Annotated in this window: 22 protein-coding genes and 2 pseudogenes; 6 read left to right on the forward strand and 18 right to left on the reverse strand. The window is 33.9% G+C overall.

What is annotated here, in order from left to right:
- The first annotated feature begins 16 nt into the window (after positions 1 to 16).
- The 3 genes from P700755_RS15330 (at position 17) to lysA (ending at position 2,749) form a co-directional block, all read left to right on the forward strand.
- On the forward strand, positions 17 to 454 hold the full coding sequence (locus tag P700755_RS15330; RefSeq protein ID WP_015025553.1) for a PaaI family thioesterase: 438 nt from the start codon (positions 17 to 19) through the stop codon (positions 452 to 454).
- 101 nt (positions 455 to 555) lie between these two features.
- On the forward strand, positions 556 to 1,278 hold the full coding sequence (locus P700755_RS15335) for a hypothetical protein (RefSeq protein WP_015025554.1): 723 nt from the start codon (positions 556 to 558) through the stop codon (positions 1,276 to 1,278).
- A 265-nt stretch (positions 1,279 to 1,543) separates the two neighbouring features.
- Positions 1,544 to 2,749 (forward strand): diaminopimelate decarboxylase, encoded by a 1,206-nt coding sequence (gene lysA / locus P700755_RS15340; RefSeq protein ID WP_015025555.1) that lies wholly within the window; start codon positions 1,544 to 1,546, stop codon positions 2,747 to 2,749.
- Between the two features lie 48 nt (positions 2,750 to 2,797).
- Here lysA and P700755_RS15345 read toward each other — a convergent pair whose 3' ends face one another.
- The 6 genes from P700755_RS15345 to P700755_RS15370 all read right to left on the reverse strand — a co-directional run bounded on the left by P700755_RS15345 (position 2,798) and on the right by P700755_RS15370 (position 8,857).
- A complete protein-coding gene (locus tag P700755_RS15345; protein WP_015025556.1) occupies positions 2,798 to 4,816 on the reverse strand; it encodes a protein-disulfide reductase DsbD family protein in 2,019 nt (672 codons plus the stop codon).
- Positions 4,813 to 6,126 (reverse strand): tRNA lysidine(34) synthetase TilS, encoded by a 1,314-nt coding sequence (gene tilS / locus P700755_RS15350; protein ID WP_015025557.1) that lies wholly within the window; start codon positions 6,124 to 6,126, stop codon positions 4,813 to 4,815. Before tilS ends, P700755_RS15345 begins: the two co-directional genes overlap by 4 nt.
- A 33-nt stretch (positions 6,127 to 6,159) precedes the next feature.
- Entirely contained in the window at positions 6,160 to 7,467 is a 1,308-nt protein-coding gene (locus P700755_RS15355; protein ID WP_015025558.1) for an anthranilate synthase component I family protein, read from the reverse strand.
- Complete coding sequence (locus tag P700755_RS15360) at positions 7,464 to 8,000, reverse strand: NADPH-dependent FMN reductase (protein ID WP_015025559.1); 537 nt, start codon at positions 7,998 to 8,000, stop codon at positions 7,464 to 7,466. The genes P700755_RS15355 and P700755_RS15360 overlap by 4 nt, the downstream gene beginning before the upstream one ends.
- Before the next feature lie 88 nt (positions 8,001 to 8,088).
- Positions 8,089 to 8,283 (reverse strand): hypothetical protein, encoded by a 195-nt coding sequence (locus tag P700755_RS15365; RefSeq protein ID WP_015025560.1) that lies wholly within the window; start codon positions 8,281 to 8,283, stop codon positions 8,089 to 8,091.
- 121 nt (positions 8,284 to 8,404) lie between these two features.
- Positions 8,405 to 8,857, reverse strand: a complete 453-nt coding sequence (locus tag P700755_RS15370; protein WP_015025561.1) for a DUF4442 domain-containing protein — start codon at positions 8,855 to 8,857, stop codon at positions 8,405 to 8,407.
- A gap of 259 nt (positions 8,858 to 9,116) precedes the next feature.
- Between P700755_RS15370 and P700755_RS15375 the strand changes: the two genes are divergently transcribed.
- Genes P700755_RS15375 through P700755_RS15385 form a run of 3 tightly spaced genes read left to right on the forward strand, consistent with a single transcriptional unit; the run spans position 9,117 to position 11,883 of the window.
- Complete coding sequence (locus P700755_RS15375; RefSeq protein WP_015025562.1) at positions 9,117 to 9,461, forward strand: PadR family transcriptional regulator; 345 nt, start codon at positions 9,117 to 9,119, stop codon at positions 9,459 to 9,461.
- A complete protein-coding gene (locus P700755_RS15380; RefSeq protein ID WP_015025563.1) occupies positions 9,454 to 11,028 on the forward strand; it encodes a PspC domain-containing protein in 1,575 nt (524 codons plus the stop codon). The genes P700755_RS15375 and P700755_RS15380 overlap by 8 nt, the downstream gene beginning before the upstream one ends.
- 6 nt (positions 11,029 to 11,034) lie before the next feature.
- Complete coding sequence (locus P700755_RS15385; protein ID WP_015025564.1) at positions 11,035 to 11,883, forward strand: GIN domain-containing protein; 849 nt, start codon at positions 11,035 to 11,037, stop codon at positions 11,881 to 11,883.
- An 80-nt stretch (positions 11,884 to 11,963) separates the two neighbouring features.
- On the opposite strand, the gene P700755_RS15390 is transcribed toward P700755_RS15385, so the two are convergent.
- The 12 genes and pseudogenes from P700755_RS15390 to P700755_RS15445 all read right to left on the reverse strand — a co-directional run bounded on the left by P700755_RS15390 (position 11,964) and on the right by P700755_RS15445 (position 25,356).
- Positions 11,964 to 13,154 (reverse strand): LETM1-related biofilm-associated protein, encoded by a 1,191-nt coding sequence (locus P700755_RS15390; RefSeq protein WP_015025565.1) that lies wholly within the window; start codon positions 13,152 to 13,154, stop codon positions 11,964 to 11,966.
- Positions 13,155 to 13,253: 99 nt separating this feature from the next.
- On the reverse strand, positions 13,254 to 15,029 hold the full coding sequence (locus P700755_RS15395) for an AMP-dependent synthetase/ligase (RefSeq protein WP_015025566.1): 1,776 nt from the start codon (positions 15,027 to 15,029) through the stop codon (positions 13,254 to 13,256).
- 155 nt (positions 15,030 to 15,184) lie between these two features.
- Complete coding sequence (locus P700755_RS15400) at positions 15,185 to 15,367, reverse strand: hypothetical protein (RefSeq protein WP_041758432.1); 183 nt, start codon at positions 15,365 to 15,367, stop codon at positions 15,185 to 15,187.
- Between the two features lie 189 nt (positions 15,368 to 15,556).
- A pseudogene (locus tag P700755_RS21385) lies at positions 15,557 to 15,802 on the reverse strand (IS3 family transposase); the annotation flags it as partial.
- Positions 15,802 to 16,290 (reverse strand): annotated as a pseudogene (locus tag P700755_RS20115) (IS66-like element ISPto7 family transposase); the annotation flags it as partial. The pseudogenes P700755_RS20115 and P700755_RS21385, both read right to left, overlap by 1 nt.
- Before the next feature lie 244 nt (positions 16,291 to 16,534).
- Complete coding sequence (locus tag P700755_RS15415; RefSeq protein ID WP_041758436.1) at positions 16,535 to 16,903, reverse strand: heavy-metal-associated domain-containing protein; 369 nt, start codon at positions 16,901 to 16,903, stop codon at positions 16,535 to 16,537.
- Positions 16,904 to 17,072: 169 nt separating this feature from the next.
- Positions 17,073 to 19,310, reverse strand: coding sequence for a TonB-dependent receptor (locus P700755_RS15420; protein WP_015025568.1), 2,238 nt, complete (start codon positions 19,308 to 19,310; stop codon positions 17,073 to 17,075).
- Positions 19,311 to 19,382: 72 nt separating this feature from the next.
- Positions 19,383 to 19,799 carry an HYC_CC_PP family protein gene (locus tag P700755_RS15425; RefSeq protein WP_015025569.1) on the reverse strand — a complete coding sequence of 139 codons (417 nt, stop codon included), beginning with the start codon at positions 19,797 to 19,799 and terminating at the stop codon, positions 19,383 to 19,385.
- A gap of 822 nt (positions 19,800 to 20,621) precedes the next feature.
- A complete protein-coding gene (locus tag P700755_RS15430) occupies positions 20,622 to 21,494 on the reverse strand; it encodes a universal stress protein (protein WP_015025570.1) in 873 nt (290 codons plus the stop codon).
- Positions 21,491 to 23,107, reverse strand: a complete 1,617-nt coding sequence (locus tag P700755_RS15435; protein ID WP_015025571.1) for a BCCT family transporter — start codon at positions 23,105 to 23,107, stop codon at positions 21,491 to 21,493. Before P700755_RS15435 ends, P700755_RS15430 begins: the two co-directional genes overlap by 4 nt.
- 119 nt (positions 23,108 to 23,226) lie before the next feature.
- Positions 23,227 to 24,360 (reverse strand): hypothetical protein, encoded by a 1,134-nt coding sequence (locus P700755_RS15440; protein ID WP_015025572.1) that lies wholly within the window; start codon positions 24,358 to 24,360, stop codon positions 23,227 to 23,229.
- A 495-nt stretch (positions 24,361 to 24,855) separates the two neighbouring features.
- Entirely contained in the window at positions 24,856 to 25,356 is a 501-nt protein-coding gene (locus P700755_RS15445) for a cupin domain-containing protein (RefSeq protein WP_015025574.1), read from the reverse strand.

A 25,356-nucleotide genomic window follows, 5' to 3' on the forward strand; every position in this document is an offset into this window, starting at 1 on the left:
CGAAAATTAAATTCAAATGGATTTACAAGACGACTTTGTAAAGCGAATGATTGAAGATTTTGTACCAATCCATAAATTCTTAGGTTTACAAGTGTTGGATATCAAGAAAGATTACGTCAAAGTAAGAGTTCCTTTTAGAGCTGAAGTGGTTGGAGACATAAGATCCAACCGATGGCATGGAGGTATTATTACGACGGTTATGGATTCAGTAGGTGGGATTGTAGGAGGAACTCATCTAAGCTCTATAAAGGATAAGATGGCCACCATAGATATAAGAGTTGATTTTTTAAGTCCTGTTCATGGCAAAGCCATAATTGTAGAAGGAAAGACTTTGAGGTTAGGATCTAGAATTTTTGTTGCTAACATGAAATGTTGGCTAGAGGAAGACCCTAATAAGGAGGTTTTAGCAGAAGGAAGAGGAGTCTATAATTTCATACGTTTACAAAAAGGCTGATTCTTGATTGAATATATACTTATTACATGTTAAAATTTAGAGATGCAATTGTTTGAACTCAACTTAGTTATTACATTTATAACCAACGATGTAAATGATATATGATGTTTCCAAGAACAAACCTTAAAGATCAACTCGATAGAGTAAAATTTAAAAAGACTTCCAATGAAAATATTTTAAAGGAAGTTGAATCAATTTTCAGCAATGTTGATGCTGAAAACACTATTATTTTGAATAAAATAGCCTCTGGTGACGATATAAATTTCAATAATTTTAATACCGACAAGCTAGAGTCAAGTAAAATTTACCATATTAACCAGATTGAACAAATTTGTATCAATTACAGATTGAGGTTTTTAGATTCTAAATATTTCAAAGGCAAATTGCCATACGAAGCTATCTCTAAAATTAAAACTTTAGAAGAAGAGCATGAGACAGATTTAAAGGGTTTTAAGATTATGGCGCCTTCAAAATTGTTTAAACTTGAAAATGCAGATGATCCTTTATTATTTGCGCCCATTGGAAATGATTATTATTATTTAATCCATAAATGGGGAAACGATTTAAGTCCATTTCGTCGTATAATGATGTGGCCTTTTAAAACTTTCGAAAACTTTATATTTTTCGCTTTGTTTTCAGCCTTGGTCTGTACATTCTTAGTTCCTAGTGGTTTCTTTATGGATGAAGATAACCTTACAACTGAGTTTATATTGCTTTATTTGTTTATGTTTAAATGGATAGGTGGGGTTTCTATTTTCTACGGTTTTTCAAAAGGCAAAAATTTTAACACTGCAATTTGGAGAAGTAAATATTATAATGCTTAAAATTGCAGTATGATTATTTTACAATTTATAAAATATCAATTATCACCCGCAATGTTTTGCGGGTTTCTTCTTAAGTCCTACAAAATGAGACTTAAAACAATTCTGTTTTCCAAAAAACCACAACGTAAACACTGCAAGATTTCAAAGAAATGCACTTTGAAGTCTATGATAGCAGGGTAATTTCAATTCAACTTATATCTACTATCTAGATCCGATTAAATTAATTTTAACCGCAAAACCCTTATATATTTAAATTTTACTACAAATGACACATGCAAATCTTTTAGAAGTCACCCAACAGTTTGGGAGTCCTGTTTACGTTTATGATTCAGAAACGATAATAAATCAATATAAACGCCTGACAGAAGCATTCAAAAAAGTAAAACATTTGCGTTTACATTATGCAGTTAAAGCCCTTTCAAATTTAAGTATTCTCCGTTTGTTCAATCAGTTGGGAAGTGGTTTAGATACAGTCTCTATACAAGAAGTGAAGCTTGGTATAGCCGCTGGGGTAAATCCTAAAAAAATTATATTTACTCCCAATGGCGTTTCTATAGGAGAATTGGAAGAAGCTGTAGGTTTGGGAGTTCAAATTAACATAGATAATTTGCTTATTTTAGAGCAATTTGGAACAAAACATCCAAAAGTTCCTGTTTGTATTAGAATAAACCCACATGTCATGGCTGGTGGAAACACCAATATTTCTGTAGGTCATATAGATTCTAAATTTGGTATTTCTATACATCAAATGCCTCATGTATTACGTATTGTTGAAAATACAGGAATGACTATCAATGGCATTCACATGCATACTGGTAGTGATATTTTGGATATTGGGGTTTTTCTTTATGCAGCTGAAATTTTATTTGATGTTGCCGCTAAATTTCAGAATCTTGAATTCTTAGATTTTGGAAGTGGATTTAAAGTTCCTTACCATGAGGGAGATATCGAAACAGACGTAGAAGAATTAGGCACAAAATTGACAAAACGTTTCAACGAATTTTGTAAATCCTACGGTAAAGATTTAACCTTAGCCTTTGAGCCAGGTAAATTTTTGGTAAGTGAAGCTGGTTTCTTTTTGGCCAAAGTTAATGTTGTTAAGCAAACAACCTCTACAGTGTTTGCTCAGATTGATTCTGGTTTCAATCATTTAGTTCGGCCTATGTTTTATGGTTCTAACCATGATATTATAAATATATCCCACCCAAAGCGCAATAAAAGATTTTATTCAGTTGTCGGTTACATTTGCGAAACTGACACCTTTGCCAATAATAAAATGATTACTGAAATAAGCGAAGGTGATATTCTAGCTTTTAAAAACGCTGGTGCCTATTGTTACTCGATGGCGAGTAACTATAATTCTAGATTTAGACCCCCAGAGGTTTTATGGCATAAAGGTAAAGCTCACCTGATTAGGCAGCGAGAAACCTTTGATGATATCGTAAGAAACCAATTGGAAGTAGCACTTTAAAGAGATTTTATTTTATTAACACATGAGAAAAAGGTAGAGATTTAAACTCTATCTTTTCTTATTTTCGAAATTCTCTAAACCTTGTATCAACCAGCTAAGATAGGCCTTGGAGGAAGATTCATAAGCAATCGTTTTATTTAAAACGTCTAGTTTTGGAGATAATAAAACATAATAAGGTTGAGAGTTGTTCTTAAAATTAAGCGTTTGAAAGGTGGCCCATTTATCTCCAATGGTTCTTATTTTTTTAACAGTGCCATTCTTTCTTTCAAAGTTGAATTGGTCATCATCACTGAGTTTAGCTTTGTCGTCTACGTAAAGGGAAATCAGTATATAGTCGTTTTTGATAGTTTCGTAAACTTCGGGAACACTCCAGACTTGTTCTTCCATCTTCCTACAATTTACACAGGCCCAGCCTGTAAAGTCAAGTAAAATAGGCTTATTCTCTTCCTGAGCAACTTTTAAGCCTTCATCAAAACTTTTATAGGCTTTTAGCCCTAGTGGTCCATCAGTATCTTTTTCATAGACGCTATAAAAGAGTGGAGGAGGGAACCCACTGATTAATTTCAGATTGGCAGAAGGTGAATTGGTTAACCCCGGAATTAGATAAACAACAAAAGCTAATGTAAGGATACCTGCAAATAATCTGCCTTTGCCCAATCTTTGTATAGGGCCATCGTGAGGAAACTTTAGTTTTCCAAACAAATACAACACCAAGCCAATACCTATAAGAATCCAAATCCCTATAAAAACTTCTCTTCTTAAAATTCCCCAATGTTGTACGAGGTCTGCATTGGATAAAAACTTAAAAGCAAGTCCCAATTCTAGAAACCCAAGAACAACTTTTACAGTATTCAGCCAGCCACCGCTCTTTGGTAACGAATTAAGCCAATTGGGAAATAAGGCGAATAGAGCAAAAGGAAGGGCGAGCGCCAAGCCAAAACCTCCCATACCAAACGTGAGCATAGTAGCTCCACCATCTGAAGATAGAGAACCTCCCAACAAGGATCCTAAAATAGGGCCCGTACACGAAAAGGAAACTAAAGCTAAGGTGAGTGCCATAAAAAATATTCCTACAACACCTCCAACACTTGTTGCTTTCTGGTCTAGGCGGCTACTCCAAGAATTGGGAAGTGTAATCTCATAATAACCAAAAAAGGAAAAGGCAAAAATCATAAAAATGACAAAAAATGTCACATTCAAGTAGGGGTTGGTTGAAATATTATTTAAAATTTCAGGATTTACAGAATCGAGAAGATGAAAAGGAATACTCAATAGTAGATAAATCAAAAAAATAAAAGCTCCATATAATATAGCATTGATCAATCCTAACTTTTTGGTTTTTGCTCCTTTGGTAAAAAAGGAAACAGTGAGCGGAATCATAGGAAATACACAAGGAGTGAGCAAAGCTATAAGTCCACCAACAAAGCCTAGAAGAAATATGGTAAGATTGGAGTCATCGGGTTCATCTGAATTCAGTTTATAATCGCTTTTGCCTAAAAGATTTAATTTTAAGGCTTCGGCATTAACTTTATCCTTTTCTTTTACCTCTATGGATTTGGTCTCAGCGAGTTGTAAAATAGAATTTTGCACCTTAAAATTAAAACGTTGCTGATCTTGCGGCAAACACATTACATCATTACAGATCATAAAAAGGATCTCCAGATTTAGAGTTGCAGTTTCAGCTTTAATCCTGAAATCTTGTTCAAAAACAGCCCTGTCTTTAAAGTAGGTGAGATTGGTTTCAAAGATTTCGTCAAATTTTGTAATGCCTTGAGGCTCTTGTATAGATCCTAACTTTTCAAGTTTGTCGGCATCATATTCAAAATTAAATTCAGTAGGGATAGGGCCATTTTCATCTTCCCCGAGTTCTTTTTGAGATGGTAAATGCCAAGTTGGGTCCATAGTCGCTACTACCGAAACCGTATAAACACTATCTGAAGTTTTTTTAACAGAAGCCTTCCACTTTGAAGGGTTTTCGGTAGCCACTTCTAATGATAAACCAAATTGAGCCCATGTGGTTGAGCTGATGAACAAAGCCAAGGCTAAATACGAAATCTTTTTAATCATTCTTTAAGTTCGATTTTAAGGATGTTTTGAGTGTTTTTTTCTACTTTATATCTGTGATCTGTTCGCAAATTTAGTACCCAAATAATATCACCATTATAATTACAAAGGACAAGTTGAGAGGATTTATCTACAGGACTTATTTTTTCATCTTTAAGAAAATCACTCAGTTTTTTCTTTCCTTTCATTCCAAACGGATAAAAATAGTCTCCATTTTGAATTGGTCTTAGACTTAAGGGAAACTTAAGTTTTGACTTATCAAAATAAGCAAATTGTTTCCCTGTTTCTTCCAATTTTTTGTGGTCTTGAAACTCGAGTTTTGAGTTGATTATACGCACAACTTTGTCGCTTTCTTCAATAGTAATGGGTTTAATTTCCTCTGTATATAATGCTGCTACAGTTAATTTATTTCTGTCTTTTACAAGTTGATGTGTAGGAGATTTTACGATTTTTCCAGTTTGTGCATCCAATAAATGATAGACATCTTCCCATTGTGTAAATCCAAAACCCTCTAGCAACTGATATAAAATTCCACGTGGATTGGGATGCGTTTTTAGTTTTTCTATATCAATATTAAAGCGGTTAGCTTCTTCACTTACCAAGCTTTGGTGAAGTGAAGCCGTATAGTCTTTAATTAAGTGTTCGGTTTGTTTCAATTTTTCGAGAGTAGATTCAAAACTCTCAAGGAATTGAGAGTTTAATTCCAGTAATGAGGGAACAATTTTATGTCTAATTTCATTTCTCAGGTATTTTGTAGATGCATTACTCTGGTCCTCTCTCCAGTATATGTTATGTTTTATGGCATACTCTTTTAGCTCAGCTTTAGAGAATTTTAAAAGCGGTCTTAGAATGTGGCTATTTCGTTGTGGAATACCTGTTAGCCCTTTTAAACCTGTACTTCTACTTAGATTGATGATGAACGTTTCTAGATCATCATTTAAATGGTGTGCGGTAAGTAGATAGTTATGGGAAGTAGTTTCAATCAATTCCTGAAACCAATCGTATCGTAATTTTCTAGCGGTAAGTTGAATAGAGGATTTACTTTCTTTGGCAATGCTTTCTGTTTGAAAAGTCTTAATAAAAAATTCACATTTTAAGCTAATCGATAGATTTTCTACAAATTCTTCGTCCCTAGTGCTATCTAATCCTCTAAGTTGAAAATTACAGTGTGATAAACCAAAATCTAAATGTAAAGAGTTACACAAATGCGCAAGAACCACACTGTCTAAACCACCGCTTATCGCAATGAGAAAAGGAGTAGTGAGAAGTTCTGGAAATTCAGATTGAATATGGGATTTAAATCGATCTTGCATGACATAAAAACTTTAAAATTAAGCTTTATTAGTCTACTTTTCAGAAACAGCGGAGGCATTAACAGCATATTGTAATGCTTTGCCTTTCAACAAACACTCTTCGTATTCCTGTTCTGGATTGGCCAAGCTTGTGATGGCACTGCCTACCATATAAGAAAGGTATTTCTTTTCAGAATTATACAGCAAAGTTCTTATAACGACATTAAAATCGAAGTCACCTTTGGGAGTGATATAACCAATGGCACCACTATAGAGTCCCCGTTTGGTAGATTCATTATGCTCTGCTATTTCCATAGCAGATAGTTTAGGGGCTCCTGTCATACTTCCCATTGGAAATAAAGATTTTAGGATTTCCGCTGTAGAAAATTCTGGCTTTACTTGGGAACTTAGTGTAGACATCATTTGGTGGACTTGCTCATAAGAATAGACTTTACACAATTCTTCAACCTTAACTGAAGCTTTTTGAGCTGTTTTGGACAAGTCATTTCTGACTAAGTCAACAATCATCACGTTTTCTGAAATCTCTTTGGGATCGATTTTAAGTTGAGCTTTCAACTCTTCATCTTCTTCACGTGTGTTTCCTCTTCGAGCTGTTCCTTTGATAGGTTGCGAAATCAATTGTTGATTTTCTTTCATCAAAAAACGCTCAGGACTGGCTCCCATCGCATAGTAATTTTCCAATTTAAGATAGCTTGAAAACGGGGCTTTAGAAATAGAATTTAAACTTTGAAAAGTCTTTACAGGATCAATATTTGAGTTTTCAGCATAGAACTCTTGACAAAAATTCACCTCATAAATATCTCCTCTTTGAATGTGTTTTAAAATGGATTTAGCCTTTTCGATATAGTCCACTTTGTTCCATCTCGGTGTAAACACAATAGGGTCTAAATAGTTCTCTTCAACTGAGTCAAAATTTAAGATAGATTGTAGATCTGCCTCTATCTCATCATCGACAAGTTTGAGATAATGAGCTTCTATAGTTTCTCCTTTTAAAATCCAGATTTTCTTAGGCTGAATGAAATACAATTCTGGAAAGTTGAGTTGATCTTGATTCTGAGAAGTCAGATGTTCAGTATCATTCTTCAAGTCATAACTCATATAACCAAATAACCAATCTTGAGTAGTGTGTTGGTATTCGTATAGCCTTAAGAAGGCTTCATTGTCATCAGATTTAATGGCAGTGAAGGCTTCAACTGCCATTAAAGCCTCAAAATTTTGATGCTCTTGCTGATTTTGATTAGAGTCCAGATAGATAGCTTCTTCAAACTGATTTCCCCAAAGCATCAATTTGTTTTTAAAATCTTGTGGGATGGATATATGAAAGGTCTTTAGTGTTCTCAAGCTGGGTTTAAATCGTTTTCAAAGTTAGATACAGAATCCTTTAAGGCCTTAGCAAAGTCTGCACTTAAGCCAGATTCACTAAAATTATTTTGAAAGGACGGTAAGCTAAAATGATCTACAATAACTCCACCGAATTTTTCAAAGTTATTTTTTGTGTAGTCCAAAGAAAATTTAGCACCTCCTTGTCCAGGGGATGTCCCTATTAACAATATTTTTTTGTCTTTGAGATACTTAGGATCTGTTCTCGACAGCCAATCTGTTATGTTTTTAAAAAAAGAAGACATTGTTCCGTTGTGTTCGTTAACAGACACAATAAGAGCAGAGGCGGCATCAATTTCAACTTTTAAAGATTTAATATCATCTGGGATACCAGAAGATTTCTCAATGTCTTCTGAAAAAATGGGAATAGACAGCTTTTTTAAATCGATATAATCGACACTCTCTTTTACCAAAGAGTTTAGTGTGTATTGAAGTAATTGATCGTTGATTGAGGTGGACGAATTCGAGCCTGTAAAAGCTATAACTTTACTCATAATATTTTTTTTTGTAAAAGTACATATAAAAGAAAAATCCACTATTTCATTTTCAAAAATAGTAGATTCTATAAGTTTTGTTTAAAAGTTAATTAAGATAAATCAAGCATCGTCTCAAAGATGGATTCTTTTGCATTAAACTTAAAATAAAATCTTTAAGTTCTATAAGTTCATAAGGCAGTAAACGCTCTGTTGCCTTTTTAAGTTCTCTACAAAACAAATTCGTATCAAAACTCACTTTTTTTAAGACCTCTTTGGTGTATTCAAACATGGCTCTTGGCATGGTAATATGTTTAAAAGTTAAGTAGATTTATATCATATAATTTTATTTATTTAAATATAATATTTTTTGAAATAGCATATCTTAAAATTTAAATCTAAAAATGTTATTTAATATATAAATTTTATTTTTTTCGTAGGGTCCATAGGAATTTGAATTCAGAAACAATATCCCCATTTTCATTTTTAGCGATAGAAGTCATCCAGAATTTTTGTCCCTCAGGTTCAGTGGCACATTTATCTACACTACTTCTTACCAAATCACCATCTAAACAGGTAAATTCTATTCTTCCAGTTGCTTTTTTATGAAAAGCTGATGTGTTTTCTGCGACTAGCATAGAAATTTTAAGGTTACTTTCATTAATCTCTTTCATCACAATTGCTCCTGTACTTAATTCTGCTGCCATGGCTTGTACTGCAAAATACATGCTTCTAAAGGGATTTTGATTAATCCATTTGTGAGTGGCAGTTGTTACACAAGAGGTATCATCAATATGTTTTAATCGCACGCCACAAAACCATGCAGATGGTAATTTGGTGAGTAAGAATAAATTGATTTTAGAGGGAGTAAGTTTCATTTTATAAATTTTACACTCTACAATTTACCTAAATTAATTTCCTTATCATGATTTATCATCTTTTTATTTCTGACTTCGTTGTATTTTTTTTTAATCTTTCAATGTGCTAAAAATGAAGGTATTGAATAAGATATTTTTCAACTAATTTCACTTTTAAATTTTCCTAAAAGTTAAAATAAAGTTAATATATAATACTCTGTATAGCATAGTAGTGTTTAAAAGATATATCTTTGTCCTATACTTTTATATTTATGATCAAATGAAGATAGAAAACACAAAAGCTCAAATGCGAAAGGGAGTTTTGGAATATTGCATCTTATCGGTGTTAAGTCATAACGATGCCTATGTTGCAGAAATTCTAGACACTTTGAAGTCCGCAAAACTGTTAGTAGTTGAGGGAACAATTTATCCACTACTAACTCGATTAAAAAATGCCAATTTATTATCTTATAGGTGGGAAGAATCCACAGGAGGACCACCGAGAAAATATTATGGATTGACAGAAGATGGAAAGGAATTCTTAGACGAACTCTCAACCACATGGAATGAACTTAACTACGCAGTGATAACAATTACTTCTAAAAAAAACACGGACAATGAATAAAACAATAAACATCAACTTAGCAAATGTGTTTTTTCATATCGATGAAGACGCCTTTAAAAAACTCGATAGCTATCTAAAAGCAATTGAGCGCTATTTATCTAAAGAACAAAGTAAGGATGAAATTTTGCAAGATATAGAAGCTCGTATTGCAGAGTTATTTACAGAGTCAACGGCTCAAGTTAATCAGGTGATTACAATGTCTCAAGTAAATGCCATGATTGGTATAATGGGAGAACCAGAAGCTTATATGATGGAAGATGATGAAGAACCTTCTTCATCTGCGTCACCAAAATTTAAAGCATCTAGAAAACTTTATAGAGATCTAGAACGGAAATATGTTGGAGGAGTTTCCGCAGGTCTCAACCATTATTTAGGAATCAACACACTTTTAATTAGACTTTTTTGGGTGATTTCTGCTTTCTTTTCAGTCGGAGGTACAGTCGCTATTTATGTGATTATTTGGATATTGATTCCAGCCGCTAGGACTACGGCTCAAAAGCTGGATATGCAAGGAGAACCTGTGAATTTGTCCAATATAGAGCGTAAAGTGAAAGAAGGATATTCCAAATTTGCTGATAAGGTTGGAGATATCGATTACGAGAAATATGGACAACAGACCAAATCCGGACTGACTAAATTTCTAGATGGCTTAGGCGAAGTTTTGAGAGCTTTAGGGGTTTTCTTATCTAAATTTTTGGGAATCGTTCTTCTGCTCATCTCAGGGCCTGTTCTTATTGGTTTGTTGATTTTTTTATTCAGTTTTGGAACCATATCCGTATTTGAATTGGGAGATTTTTCACAAATAGAAATTTTTGTTCTGGGCATTCCCAATTGGATTCAAATTGTTTTGTTCTTTTTAGTAGCTGCTATTCCCTTTTTCTATTTGCTTATTCTAAGTTTGAAATTGATTTTTTCTAATCTAAAATCAATTGGTAAAGCAGCTCATATCACCTTAATTGGTATTTGGGTCTTATCCGTAATAGTCATCACAACATTAAGTGTGAAAAAGCAACTAGATGTGAGTTATGATGCTGAAGTTATAGAGGTTATTGATTTAGACATCTCATCTGGTGATACCTTGCAAATAAGAATGAATCCTAATCTTATGTTTTCTGAAATTTTAAATCAAAGCAAAAAATCTAAGATTGTCAAAGATGAATTTGATAATGAACGCTTATTTAATTCAAATATTCACGTGAATTTTAAATCGACTTCCGATGATGAATTAAAATTAAGGTTAACCAAAAAAAGTTATGCTTCAAGCAAAGCTAGAGCTAGAGAAGGAGCCTCTTTCATCGATTATAAATACAATCTGGAGGATAATGTTCTAAAACTTGATAGTTATTTACTTTCCAATCCTGAACCGACGGAGCGGAACGCAAAAGTAGAAGTAACTATCTATATTCCAGAAAATCATGTCATTTACCTAGATGAAAATTTAAATAATTTTAATAACCGTAGAAATCTCGATCGATCCAAGTACAATCATTATCTAAACTATAAAAATGATGATTGGGAATGTCTAGATTGTATCACTACAGCAGATACTCTTTCAACTCAAAACTAAATCACTATGAAAACTATTTCCATTTTATTTTTCGCTGTTTCTTGCTTATGCATGACAAGCTGTAAATTCAACATTAATTACCCAGGCGGAATTGAAGGCGAAGGGGATGTGATCTCAGAACGCTTCGATCTGAAAAGCTTTAACAATCTAGAATTAGAGCGTGGTTGGGAAGTTATCATCATTCCTTCTTCAACTAATTATATGCTAGTTGAAGCTAATGAAAACCTTTTTGAGGCTCTCGAATTTGAGACCGATTCAGGAACACTTAAGATAGGAGCTTCTAAGTCTATTGGAAAAGCAGAGGCTAAACTCATTACACTTTATTTTTCTGAAAATCTAGAACGATTGGAAGTTTCCAGTGGAGTTAAGCTGACATCTATAGATGACTTAATATTTAAGAATTTAATAATGGAATTATCCAGCGGATCCAATGTCGATTTATCTCTAGAATTGAAGAGTCTCAACTTGCAAACATCAAGTGGGTCTGAGGCATCCCTTAACTTAAACTCAGACGACTTATCGGTACAAAGTTCTAGTGGTTCTACGGTTTCCATAGAAGCTAATTCCATTACGACAACGGCGAGTGCTTCTTCGGGTTCTTCGATAACCTTAAGAGGAGAAACTAACCAATTGGATGTAAATTCATCCAGTGGGTCTCGTATAAATTCCAAAAATTTTGAAGCGAATAGCATTGTAGCTAAGGCAAGTTCAGGTGCTAACATTTCTATTTATCCTCTAGAACGATTGGAGGCGAATAGCAGCAGTGGAGGGTCTATTTCTTATTACAACACACCTTCTGAAAATCTCATCGTTAACGAATCCAATTCAGGGGGAAGTATAAAATTAAAGCGATAAATAGTCATTTAAAAACAACATATTATGGTAACCATTTTAAAATTTATTATAATTCTAGTCCTTAATTATCTAGATTATATTTAATCCTTCTCATAGTTTTCATTAAAGGCTGAAGGTAGCAATTGAGGGATAAATTTAATAATAATCGGTAATAGAACACCACCACCTGGAAGAGCAAAAATAGCTAAAGACGGGATGCTTTTAAAGATATCATAAAGCTGAGCCTTAACTTTTACTTTTTCTTCAGAACTGAGTTCTCTTTTAGTAGATTGTGAGATTAAATAAACCAGTTCTTTACTTTGCATGATTTCCTTGGATAATCGATTCTTGTTGCGAGAAAGTAACAATTTGACCGCCTTTTGATTGTTCTTATAGAAATGATTTAAAGGATTACTGAAATGGAAATAAGCAATATTTTTTTTGTGGATAAATACAAATTCAAAGAGAAACTCTACCGCTGTCTCTATATGATGATCTTTTAAATTTAATTGAGGCCCAAGTTTAGATAAAAAACTCAATTCATCAACTTCAACTTTTTCATCGCTATAGATAGCCATACACGTTAGATCAAGTAAATACAAACTTCCAATATGATCTAATGTTTGACTGTATTGGATGTCCTCAATCTGCTTTGTGTCTTTTTCAGTTTGGAAATTATACCTTAAGGAACTTTGTAATAATTTCAGGATAAGAGTATCGTAAGAGGTCTGAGAGACTTTTTGACCTAAGGCAAGATAAACCGTAGACATAATGAGATACTCTAGAGATTTCGCATACTCACTTGGGGGTGTTGAACCAATTAAGGTTTTGTTATACGTTAATACATCAGTAAATATCAATGCGTTAGTGATAATATGACTGAAATTTTTCTGAATTAATCCCTCGTTGGTTTGAACTCTTTTGTGAATAAATTGTTCCAGTTTTTGTTCAGGTTTAGATTTTAACTTGAAGATAGATCTTAAATAATTTCTTTGCGAATAGATGGATTCATAAAACCCCGTTATTCTAATGATAATTTCATTTGAGGGTTCATCACCAAAAGCCTTGTGGTCAATATAAACCAGCGCCACAAAAAGATTAATTTTTGCAAGTTCTTGCTGAGTATACTTGAGCTTACTATTTAAAGGGATTAAAGCAGTCTGACTAGAACCATAAATAAATCCAGATCTTCTTAGAGCTTCATAAAAGCAATCTGGATCTAGCGAAAGTAAATCGCTTTCCGCAATGCTATGTAAGCATTTAGTAAGCCAACCTGATGCAGAAGGATTCATGTGACAAAGGAACTATAAATTGATATTTAATCGTAGACTTTAAGTAAAAAAGAGTCCAATTGGACTCTTTTAAATTAATTAATATTTTAGTGTCATACTTTAATTGGAGTAAATTTTATTGTAAAGATCCATATATCTTTCTTTTATAACTCTTCTTTTCAGTTTCATAGTAGGAGTAAGGTGTTCTTTTTCGATGCTCCAAACATCAGGCGTAAGTTCAAATCTTTTGATCTTCTCCCAGTTTCCAAATTTCTGATTGTAAAAGTCAATTTCTTCCTGTATTCTGTCAATTAATTCTTGGTGTGTTACCATTTCTGACAATGTACTGCCAAGATGAAGATTTTTACGTTCTCCCCATTCTTTTGCAAACTCTTCATTCAATTGTATAAGAGCAGCAGGCATTTTTTGACCTTCACCAACGACCATAATTTGTTCGATAAATCGAGATTGTTTCATCACATTTTCGATAATCTGTGGCGCAACATATTTACCACCAGAGGTCTTAAACATTTCCTTCTTACGATCGGTGATTTTTAAGAATCCTTGTCTATCTACTTCACCTATATCTCCAGTATGGAAAAAACCATTATTTATGACTTCGTCTGTTTTCTTTTTGTCTTTATAATAGCCCATCATGACTTGAGGACCTTTAACTAGAATTTCACCATCTTTTGCAATTTTAACTTCAGTTTCTGGGAGGGGAAGACCTACCGTACCAATTTTGAAACCACCATTTCTCATATCGTTAACAGCAACGACAGGTGAAGTTTCAGTCAATCCATATCCTTCCATAACACTCATTCCAGCAGCATTGAAGACTCTGGCTAGACGCGGTTGTAAAGCTGCACTCCCAGAAGCAATAACTTTTAGGTTTCCACCTAAGGCTTCTTGCCATTTGACAAAAATTAATTTCCTGGCTAGTTTGAGGCGCGTTTCGTACCACCAGCCATTAGCACCATAGGGTTGATATTGTAAGCCTAGTTCAACGGCCCAGAAAAAAAGGTTTTTCTTTATCCCCGTAAGATCGGTTCCTTTAGCGATAATCTTATCGTATACTTTCTCCAAAAGTCTTGGCACAGCAGACATTACATCTGGTTTAATTTCTTTTAGATTATCACTTATAGTTTCAATTGATTCGGCAAAGTAAACACTCACACCGCTAAATTGATACATATACTGAAGCATTCTCTCGTAAATATGGCAAACTGGTAAAAAACTTAAGGCTTTTGCAGTTCCCAAGTCTAAAGGCAGACGGGTTGAGCTATGGAGGGCATTGCTAGCAATATTTTTGTGAGAAAGCATTACACCTTTTGGCCGACCTGTGGTTCCCGACGTATATATTAAAGTTGCTAAATCGTTTTCGGTCACTTTGTCCATAAGAGATTGAACTTCAGATTGATTACTTTCGTCGGTTCCAAGTTCCAAAACCTCAGACCAATTTTTAGCGCCATCAACGTCATCAAAAGTATAAACTTCTTTTAAGGATTTTACTTGTCCTTTTATGGCCATAACCTTGTCATACACCTCTTTATCGGAGACAAAGCAAAATTTAGATTCACTATGATTTAAAACATAAGCATAGTCTTCTTGACAAATAGTGGGATATATAGGCACATCTTGAGCACCAAGTTGCATTATTCCAATATCCATGATATTCCACTCTGTTCTGTTGTTGGTAGAAATAAGGGCTATTTTATCATTGGGTTGCACACCAAGTCTCAGTAAACCTCGGCTTATTTTATTGAGTTGAGCAACATACTCTTTTGAAGAAGTAGATTTCCATTCGCCATTGTATTTCGTAACAAGAGCATCTTCTAGATTAAATTTTTCTAATTGATAGTATGGGAAATCAAATAAACGTTTAAGTGATGACATATTTTTATATTTAAGGCAATGCAAAATAGAAATTTTTTAAATCAAATTCTATTAAATTCTTCTTTTAAACCAACTAAAATTTAGAATTCTCTAATAAATTATATAATGTATTGATAATGAGCAAGTTTAATATTTTCGTTTTAATCATTTTCATATTAAAAGCTTAAAACTGCATCATCACCTCTATAATCGGCACCACCTTCCAAACGACCAGTTGGAAGCCTTAAGATGGCATCTCCCTTTCCTAGAATCTGAATTGGTGTATAGCCTTTTAGCCGTGAAGAGTCCAATAATTTAGATTGAAATTCTTTGGTTTTAAAGACTAATTCGTCTGGCAACTATTTAATATGAAATTAGGGCGCGTTAATCGCCCCTTGTATAGTGATGTCAAATTAATGAACATTTAAGATGGTTTGTGGACTACCTAGAAAATTTGTGACTATTTCATTAAGCTACTTTTTCAATAATTTCTCTCAATTTTATTTTCACTTGTATAGGTGAGAGATATCTTATGCCAAATTATATGTCTAATTTGGTATTAAACTAGAAAATAATTTTTCGGTATCATACCAATGAATATAATCTTCAAAAGACTCTTGTAATTGATTATTTGATGTAAACCTAAATCGATATAGCCGTTCGCATTTAAGTGTCTTAAAAAAGCTTTCAGCTATGCCAGTGTCACAAAAATCAACCTTTCTACCGATACTTTTAGTTATTTTAAGATTAAAGTTGTTGAGGTTTGTCATTTTGTTTGAAGCATACTGGACACCTCATTAAAAAAAGCCTTGATAGGCGGAATATCAACTATTTGACGGGATTGTTCTTTCTGTGGAGAAAAGTTTTTAAAGCGCTTCCACAAGAAGTACAATAATCGGGTACTAATTCTATATTCTGTTCGGGATGAGTTGTCATCTCTAAAGTTTTTCTTTTTTCATCTTTTCTGAATGCTTACTTTTCGATCAGATGATTTGCGTAAACTTTGATTGGGTCTAGGATGGGTTTTCATCCTTTGAAGGGGCATAGAGCTTTTGCGACTGTTTTTTGGATTTTCATAGGTAAATAATTTATCCTTTAACTGTCTATTCTCTTTTAACAGTAGCTGATTTTGCTTCATGATACCTCGGTTCTCTTTAATTAATCTTTGATTCTCTTGGATCAATGCTTAGTTCTAATTTGCCAAGCCTTCAAGTTCATTTACCCGTCTAGCGAGAGAAATAAACGTTGCATACAACTCTCGATATGTTGGTTTTATTGACAAAAATAGTATTATTTAGGGTGGTTACAATACAGCTAAAATAGCAGTGTAAAAAACCACAAGTTATCAAGAAAACAAAAGAAGTTGTGAACTGATATGGATAAAATCAATGTTTTTCCAATTTAAAAAAGAACAGAAGCAAGATCTTGTTAATAAGACAATTGAAAATGTTAATAACCTAAGGACTTCATAAAATAACCTCCAGAAACTTGGTACTGATTAGTTACAAAAAGTTTTATAAAATTATTTATTGTTTTTTATTCTCGCCTTCATGGTCTTTCACGACTTCTTCATCGCGATACTTACAACATTCGTGTACAGAATTGTATTGTTCCTCTGTCGCTTTAATTTCTTTTGTGTCGTGACCAACTGCTGCTAGACATTCAGAAATTGTTGTTACATTGGTTTTACGTTCGTCAAAAATGAGTTTTAACTCATGTGTATCTATACTCCAAACGGCAGATTTAACCCCTTTGGTTCTAATAGCTGCTTTTTCAATACGCTCTTTACACATGCCGCAAATTCCGTCTACTTCCATAGAAACGCGTGCATTTTTGTTTTGTGAGAATGCAAACATTCCAAAACTTAATAGTACTAGTACAATTACTTTTTTCATTTTATTCTGAATTTATTTTAGGATTTCATTTAGTGAAATTCTGTTTTATGGTTATTTTATTTTTCTGTCTTTTCAAGCGAAATCGAGACCTAAAATAGTTCTAGACTGCGCTCAAACAAGCAGATATTTTAATTATTAATTATAAGATTTCTGCTTTTGCAGAAATTGGTCACTTTATTTTATAACGTAACCCTGCATAATACAAGCTTCCAAAAATTGGACCATATACAAAGTTACTGTCAAAATTTGAACCAAATGGATTGTCTGCACTAAGTATTGGGTTTGGCTGACGCACATTGGTTACATTTTCTCCACCTAAATATATTTCAAATTTTGGTGAAAATACCTTAGTGACTTGTAAATTTAACGTTCCAATGGTTGGCGAAAAATCATCTAACTGAAATTGTGGCGTGCTTAAATCTGTACTCGGAAAGCGCTGTGCACTTATCCAATTGTATGTCGCATCAAACTTCCACTGTGTTCCTTTATCCGTTCGATGCGTTTCATACCCCGCATTTGCGAACAACCGGTGTTTTGGTACTAAGGGTTTTTCTAAACGACCACTGTTGAAATCAGTTTGAATATCGTAGTATTTGTAAGCCAATCGTAAATCGAAACCTTCAAACGTATTGTGATTAAATTCAAACTGAAAACTATTCGCAAAACTTTGCCCTTCAAGATTATAAAAATTAATTTCAAAAGGATTTTCCCAATCTACAACCACTTGATTTTGAAAATCGGTTCGGTAAAAATCAAACGTGACGTCAGCATCTCTTCCAAATAAATTAAAACCTTGAAGATAACTCACACCATAATTCCAGGCTATTTCTGGGTCTAATCCGTAAATATTTCCTCCGTCGTTTAGAATATTAATCTGTCTTGAACTTGCAAACAAATTCATATTTTCAGCAAAAATATTAGCACTTCGTTTACCGCGACCTATGGATGCTCTAAATGCAGATTTTCCCCAAGGCGTGTATCGTGCATGTAACCTAGGTGTTACAAAAAGACCTAGTTTATTGTTTTGATCAACACGAACACCAGCGGTCATTGTGAGTTTATCTAAATCGTCATAAGCATATTCAAAAAAACCACCAAAAGAGTTCTCTATACGTTCAAAATTCTGAGTTTTTACAAGCTCTTCAAACTGATCATACGTAAAACTTAAACCTGTTTTTATTTTGTGACGCGAGTCGGAAATAATAGTGTTATACATCACATTAGAGTAAAAGCTATTGTGCTGAATGTCATAAATATTTAACCCAAAATAAGAGTCTTGTTTATGGTGGCTAAACGCCGTTTGAAAGCCGATACTTTGATACGGAATTTCAGGATTTACGTAACCTAGCTTGGTACTAACTTCAAAACGTTCGGTATTAATTTGGCTTCCCCAATTGTTTGTGGTTAGTTTATCTGTATCAGGATTAAAGGCGACTTGTCCAGCTTGTTTTTCGTCATTAAGATATCTCAAATTTATAAAACTTACAACACCTTTTTCTAAGTTGGTATATTGCCAGCGGTTCATTACATTAATTTGATTGTAAAGTGGCATATCTAAAAAGCCATCATCATTAACATCGTGTTTTTGTTGTTGTGTATTGCCATGTAAATACAACCCAGTACTCCATTTATCAGATACCTTGGTATTAAAATGTGTATTTAATTCTACCCGTTCATTTGTGGCGGCGTACAGATTTACAAAAATCCTATCATCCGTAGTGGGTTTAACCATCTCCACATTAATTTGGCCTGCAATGCTTTCAAAACCATTAACAACACTACCGGTTCCTTTTGTTATCTGAATGCTCTCCACCCACGTACCGGGAATAAAACTCAATCCAAAAGCTTGTGACGCACCACGAATTGCAGGTATATTTTCAGTAGCAATTAAAATATAGGGTGTGGTTAAACCTAGCATTTTAATTTGTCGCGTTCCTGTAACAGCATCTGCAAAATTAACATCAATAGAGGGATTTGTTTCGAAACTCTCTGCCAAATTACAACATGCTGCCTTTAGCAATTCCGTACTTGTAACCGTAAAGGTGTTTGTAGCTTGAATATAAGATTTTACAGTGGCTTGTTTTCTAGATGTCAGAATAACGGCATCTAAATCATTACTAACTTGCAGAATATGGTCGATGTACCTGTTTTCTGTTACGGAAATAGTGTCCGTTTTAAAGCCAATATAACTGATTACTAATTTACTATACGAAAATTTGTAAGGCAATGAAAATGTACCATCTTCACCAGTAATAACGCCAACCGATGAATCTAACCAATACACACTCGCGCCTGGCAAAGGCAGTTCTTTCCCTATACTTGTTTCTAAAACACTACCTTTTAGTTGTTCTTGTGCAGTTACTATTAGCGACAAAAACATAAAACTTAATATTAAATATTTTTTCATTTATTTGATTTATAGGTATGACTATTGGCACATAAATGTGTGCTTCTTTCTTAACTAAGGGTCGTTATTAAATCAAATAAGGTAAGTTTCATCTAACACCTGAATGTCTTCGATGAGTACAGGTGGGAAATAATCTTTATGCGGAACAAGCAAGGTTGTAAAATCCGCAAAAAGACGGATGTAGGAATAGGTATAAGCAAATAAAACGTTTTGTTGAATTGTTTCTAAATCTTCAAATGACTTTAAGGTAACTTCAGAAAGTCCCTCAATCACATCAATTTCATCTTTGCAACAATTTATTTTTACGATATCAGAATGCTTCTGTTTAGAAAATTCTGCATCTCCACATTTTTCACTCTCAGAAAATATAGCCACATCAATTAAAACATCTCCACAAAAATGCTTCTCTATCGTTAATGATAATGTCGAAAACAGCACCAAAAGTGATAACGCAATAGAAATGGTTTTATGTATGTACGTAAATTTCACAATACAAAGTTACAAAAATTCTTAATTTGTGAAAATAGTATTATTCAACTATTAATGATATAAATTATGGTAAGAAAATCCGAATTCAATACCGATTAATTGTTGTTGTGAGAAAAGAATAATACGAACTAATTTTAGGTTGATCAGTAAATAAACCTTTTATTCCTGAGGCTACATTTTCTTATTCCAACGCTGTTGGGTTCTTGCACTAATGTTTAAATAATCTTTAATACCAAATTAGACCTATAATGACGCAATAAATCGTTTTACCGAAATGAATTCGGCACAGGCTTTTTTCGCCTGCTTTTCGTCAAAAATAGTTACCGTAGCTAAGGCTATGCTAGTTAATTTTTATTTCAATCACTCAAAAAACCTGTGCTGAGCTACGTCGTAGTATAATTCAATTTATTCATACGGCATTATAAATATAATTTGGCATAAGTTCGTTTCTAGTTTTAAAACGCTTGGTAAGGATAGATCCTAGCCGGATTATTCGTTTCTCAAGCCTATGACTCTATTGCTTTTTTCGAAGTGATTTTAATTCAAACACATTTTCTATTATCTATAATTCATAAATTTTTGCCCTTAATAATCAACAAAAATAACGACTTCAACTATTTTAATTGGTATTAGAGTTTTAAGACCAAGTTTGTAAACTTCCTCTCGAGCAGAAACCACGATTGCAGAATCTGCTGAATTTATTTTTTAAGCTTAGGTCCCTGAGTTTTTAAAATTCGGCAAGCTACGGATAAGCTTAAAACATCTAAACATCTAAACAGCTTAAGAAGCTAAATGATGCTGCTGAAGATATCTCCATTGTTTTTAATCGCCAATATGATCCTTTACAATAAGTAAAGGGATTTTAAGATCTCTATTAAATAAATCTTCCGTAATGCTACCTAAACTCAGGTTTGAAAAAGTATTGGAACCTTTGTCGGCGACCATTAACAAATCAACATCATTTTTATAAGCTTCATTTTTTAATTTAGAAGCAATATTAGCTTCTCGCCCCAATATTTTATATTGTTTGATTTCTCCAGAGTAATTCATTTTATTGAGAAATTGATCAAACTTCTTATCTACGTAGCGACTCAGTTTAGGCTCTATTTTAGAGTCTGAGACGTAGGGAGAAAAATGAATGGGCAAACTATACACATGGACGGCTTCCAAACTAAAATTTTGTTTTGATTGGATATACTCAGCAAAAGAAAAGCATTTTTTTGAAGCACTAGAAAAATCTGTACCAATCCATACTTTTTTCAATTTTGTTTTCATGGTGGAAGGAACCCACAAAAATTCACATTTTATAGTCCTAAGTAATTTAAACCCGAGAGTACCAGACCCGTTTTTATTATTCTTATTCCCTAAAATAAGCAAGTCGATACTATATTTATTTACGATATAGCTCATTAAGGATTCTGTGTAAGGATCATCAGAAATCAGTACTTCCCACTCCACTTTTGCCGTAAAGTTTGCTTCTATCATGTCTTTGAGTTCCTCTGTAATAATACTTTCTAGATCTACATTTTCGATTTCTTTTTCAAGGACTTCAGAAATTTCGTATCGCTTAATATTATGAACAAAATACACTTTTTTAACGTCGGTTAATTCAGTAAAAAAAGAACTGTAGGCGATTAATTGTTCGTCAATATCAGATAAGTCTAAACCGACTAGCACTTTATTTAATGTCCTCATATTGATTCATTTTTATTGCGTTTTTTAATAATTTTTCTTACAATTTCTTCATAATCTTCTTTCTGTACAACCTCTTTGTAGCGTTCGTGTTTTTTGACTTCATCTTTCAATCCTTTGTACAAGGAATAGCACATGACAAGAAGAATGATGGCGAAAGGCAATCCAGAAGCAATTGCTGCAGTTTGAAGCGCCCCGAGTCCTCCACCTATGAGCAAGACTGCTGCAACAGCTCCTTCGGTAATCGCCCAAAAGATCCGTTGTCCTACAGGGGCGTCAATTTTACCACCAGAGGTAAGGTTATCTATCACTAGAGATCCTGAATCTGAAGAGGTTATAAAAAAGCCCATAATCAAAATAATAGCAACTATATTAAGACCCATGGTGAAGGGAAAGTCCTCAAAAAAGACAAATAAAGCTGTAGCTACATCATTATCTACCGCCACAGAAACTGCATCATTACCATTCATAACCATATCTAATGCAGAACTTCCAAAAGCTGTAACCCAAAAAAATGTAATCAAGGTAGGAACTATTAAAACTCCAAGGATAAATTCTTTAATCGTTCTCCCTTTGGAAATTCTGGCAATAAAAGTTCCAACAAAAGGAGACCATGATATCCACCAACCCCAATAAAAAATCGTCCAATTATTTTGCCAATCTCCTCCCGTAAAACTTTCATTCCAAAGTGAAATTTCTACTACACTGCTAAAATAATTCCCTAAATTTTCTAAATAACTTTCAAAAATAAAAAGGGTAGGACCTAAGATCAAAACTAAAACCAATAGTAAAACTGCTATCCTGATATTCCACTCACTTAAGACCTTAACCCCTTTGTCAACTCCAAGCACCACCGAAATTGTAGCTATTAAGGTAATACCTGCAATAAGTAATACTTGGGTTGTCGTTCCGCTGCTTAATCCGAAGACCTGTTCTAAGCCTGCTGCTACTTGTTGTACTCCAAACCCAAGTGAAGTCGCCAGACCAAACAAAGTAGCCAAGACTGCAAAAACATCAATAATATCCCCAATAACTCCGTAGATTTTATCACCCAAAAAAGGATAAAAAACACTTCTTATCGTTAGTGGTAAGCCTCTAGAATAAGTGAAAAAAGCTAAGGCTAAACCTACTAAAGCATAAATAGCCCAAGGGTGAAATCCCCAGTGTAGAAAACTAAAATTCATAGCTTCCTTAGCTGCTGCAATCGTATCTGCATCAGCATTGGGTGGTGCACCAAAATGGGTTACAGGCTCAGCGACACTCCAAAATAAAAGACCTATTCCCATACCAGCGCTAAACAGCATTGAGAACCAGGATACGGTCTTAAACTCTGGTTCAGCATCCTTTCCTCCAAGCCTTATCTTACCAAACTTGCTGAAGGCTAAATAAGTAACAAAAATCAGGATAAAATTTACGCTAAACACAAATAACCAGCCGCCATACTCTGCCACTTGGTTTTGAACAGTGCTGAAAAACTCTTCAGTTGATTCCTTATAAATGAGAGTTAGAGCAATTCCTATGGTGATCAAAATTATGGAAGAAAAAAAAACGGGACCGTTGACCTCAAGTCCAAAAATGGATTTCTTTTCATCACTTCTAGTAACTTTTTCTGGCATAACTTTTATTTTAATCCTTCTTTGAAGGTTTTATTTTTCGAGGGCTTTTCTCGAATTTTTATAACTAATTTCTTAATCCCCACCTCATTGGTTTGCACTAGAGGTTTTTTATTTTTGAATTATCTGGATTTGTTATCCGTTAAAAAGTAATATCCAAAATTTATATTGAATCTTGCTTCCCAGCCTAAGTTTGGTTTTCCTTGGCCTAATTCGTTAGTAAAATCTCCACCAAACCAAGAATGGTTATATCCTGCGGCATAATCTACATAAATAAATACATCCCCAGCGCTCACTAGCATGCCAGTCACATTCATAGCTGAGTTTTTGAACCCCTGAGCACGCTTATCCATATACCCAAAATCATTATAAAATTTCAGGTTGCTAATGGGGCCAATATCAACGGGGAGATCATATGAAACAGCAGCGGTATACATCTCAAAATCTGAAGCTACGTCATAAGGAAATCCATAAGCTCCCATGCGAACAATATCTCTGCTTTGTCCATCAGCATTCATGGGATTGTGACCCACTGTAAGCAGTTCTGTCTTTAAATTCCAGCGTTTATAAGATACCTCATGATGGAGCCCTAAAGCATGATGGTCTCCAGTTTCTTTAGTCTCAATGTTATACAAGCCACCATACTGAGCAGAAAAACCGATGCGATGCTTAAACTCCTCACCAGTTTTGTAGATAAATTTTCCGTTAAATTGATTGATCTCTTTATTTTTACCCACGATATCATATGCATACCGATTGGAACTTACTTCATTGGAGCCCCCTAAATCGAACAACTCAGAGTTTTTGAAAAAAGCTAGCTGGTATTCAAATTTATCTCCTATGTTCATATATTTTATTCCCATATCATGGCCGTCTTCTAGACCTACATAATAGGTCAAATTAAAAAACCAATTATTGGAGTTATAAGTTTGAATCCCAAAGGGAACTTGAGTTAAGCCAATTTGAATATCTTCTTGTTCGCTTAACGAATATCCCATCCAACCTTGTTTTAAAAAACCTCCCCCAAAGGAATCAGAATATTCTCGGTACTCAACATTAAGATACACATCTTTGTATCTTGCTTCTGCATTTATTCGAAAAATATCATAGATAAAGTCACCACCAATATCTTTTTGGTCAGAATTCCAGGAACTGTATAAATAATTATAACGTAAGGCTCCGCCAATATTTACTATAGGTTTATCTTGGCTATAAGTAAGAAAGGGAATCCAAATAAGGAGTAATATTTTAGTCATATTTTGGTTTCTGGTTGTGAAAAGACAAAATCCAAAATGTAATTTGGGATTTTATTAAACTTCTTTTCACCTTTTAAATGATTTCATCAACCTCGAATGGATTGAAATGCGAAGAGATAACAACAAGTTGTTCTCATGTATAAGTTGATTTTTTTCTGAAAATCGGACTCATAGCCATGTTGTTTCTCGTTTTTGCAAACTGTTAACAAGGTGAAAAAATCTAATTTCATCACTATGTTAATTAAAAAATGCAATCTAAGAATTAAAAACTGAAAGGCTCTATAAATCTAAAAATTATCATAAAACATGAATACGCTAGTGTCTTTTGCCTTTCCAAGTTCCCCCATATTTATAATGCGTTTCAGTCTGTTTTTTTTCAACACAAGTTTTGCAAGCGAATAGCCATGCTTTTCCCTTTTTGATCTGAATTCTATACAAGACTCCAAAATCGAGACCACAAATAGCACAAGTCTTCGTTTTCAAAACAAGTTTAAATTATCGGGTGAGCTTTTGTATGATCTCTTTGTGTTGAGGGAATAGCTGTTGAAGTTCTTGTGGTTCTGCTAGGTTGAAGTCGTCAAAATCGAACCCTGGAGCGACTGTACACCCTACTAAAGCAAAGCTATCTTCAGTTTTGATTTCCGCGGCAAACCAGTGCTGAGCGGGAACTACAAACTGAGGGGTTTCTTTTTGACTAAAGTCGTTTCCAATGCTTACTTGAGAATAGTTACCTTCAGGTGAAACTATATGAAGTGTGATGGTTTTCCCTAAATAAAAATGCCAAGCTTCATCTTGATTTACTTTATGAAAAGCTGAGAATTCATCTGAGGTGAGCATAAAATAGATGCATGTACTTGCATGTCTGCCAGAAGTAAATTCAGAAGGTAAAGCAGATTCAGGAAGTAGGGTTTCACTTCTATAAGTCTCTTTAAAATAGCCTCCTTCAGGATGTTTTTCGAGCTGTAGTTTATCGATGAGTTCTTCTTTTCTAAGCAT

The sequence above is a fragment of the Psychroflexus torquis ATCC 700755 genome, assembly GCF_000153485.2.
Taxonomy (GTDB): Bacteria; Bacteroidota; Bacteroidia; order Flavobacteriales; family Flavobacteriaceae; genus Psychroflexus; species Psychroflexus torquis.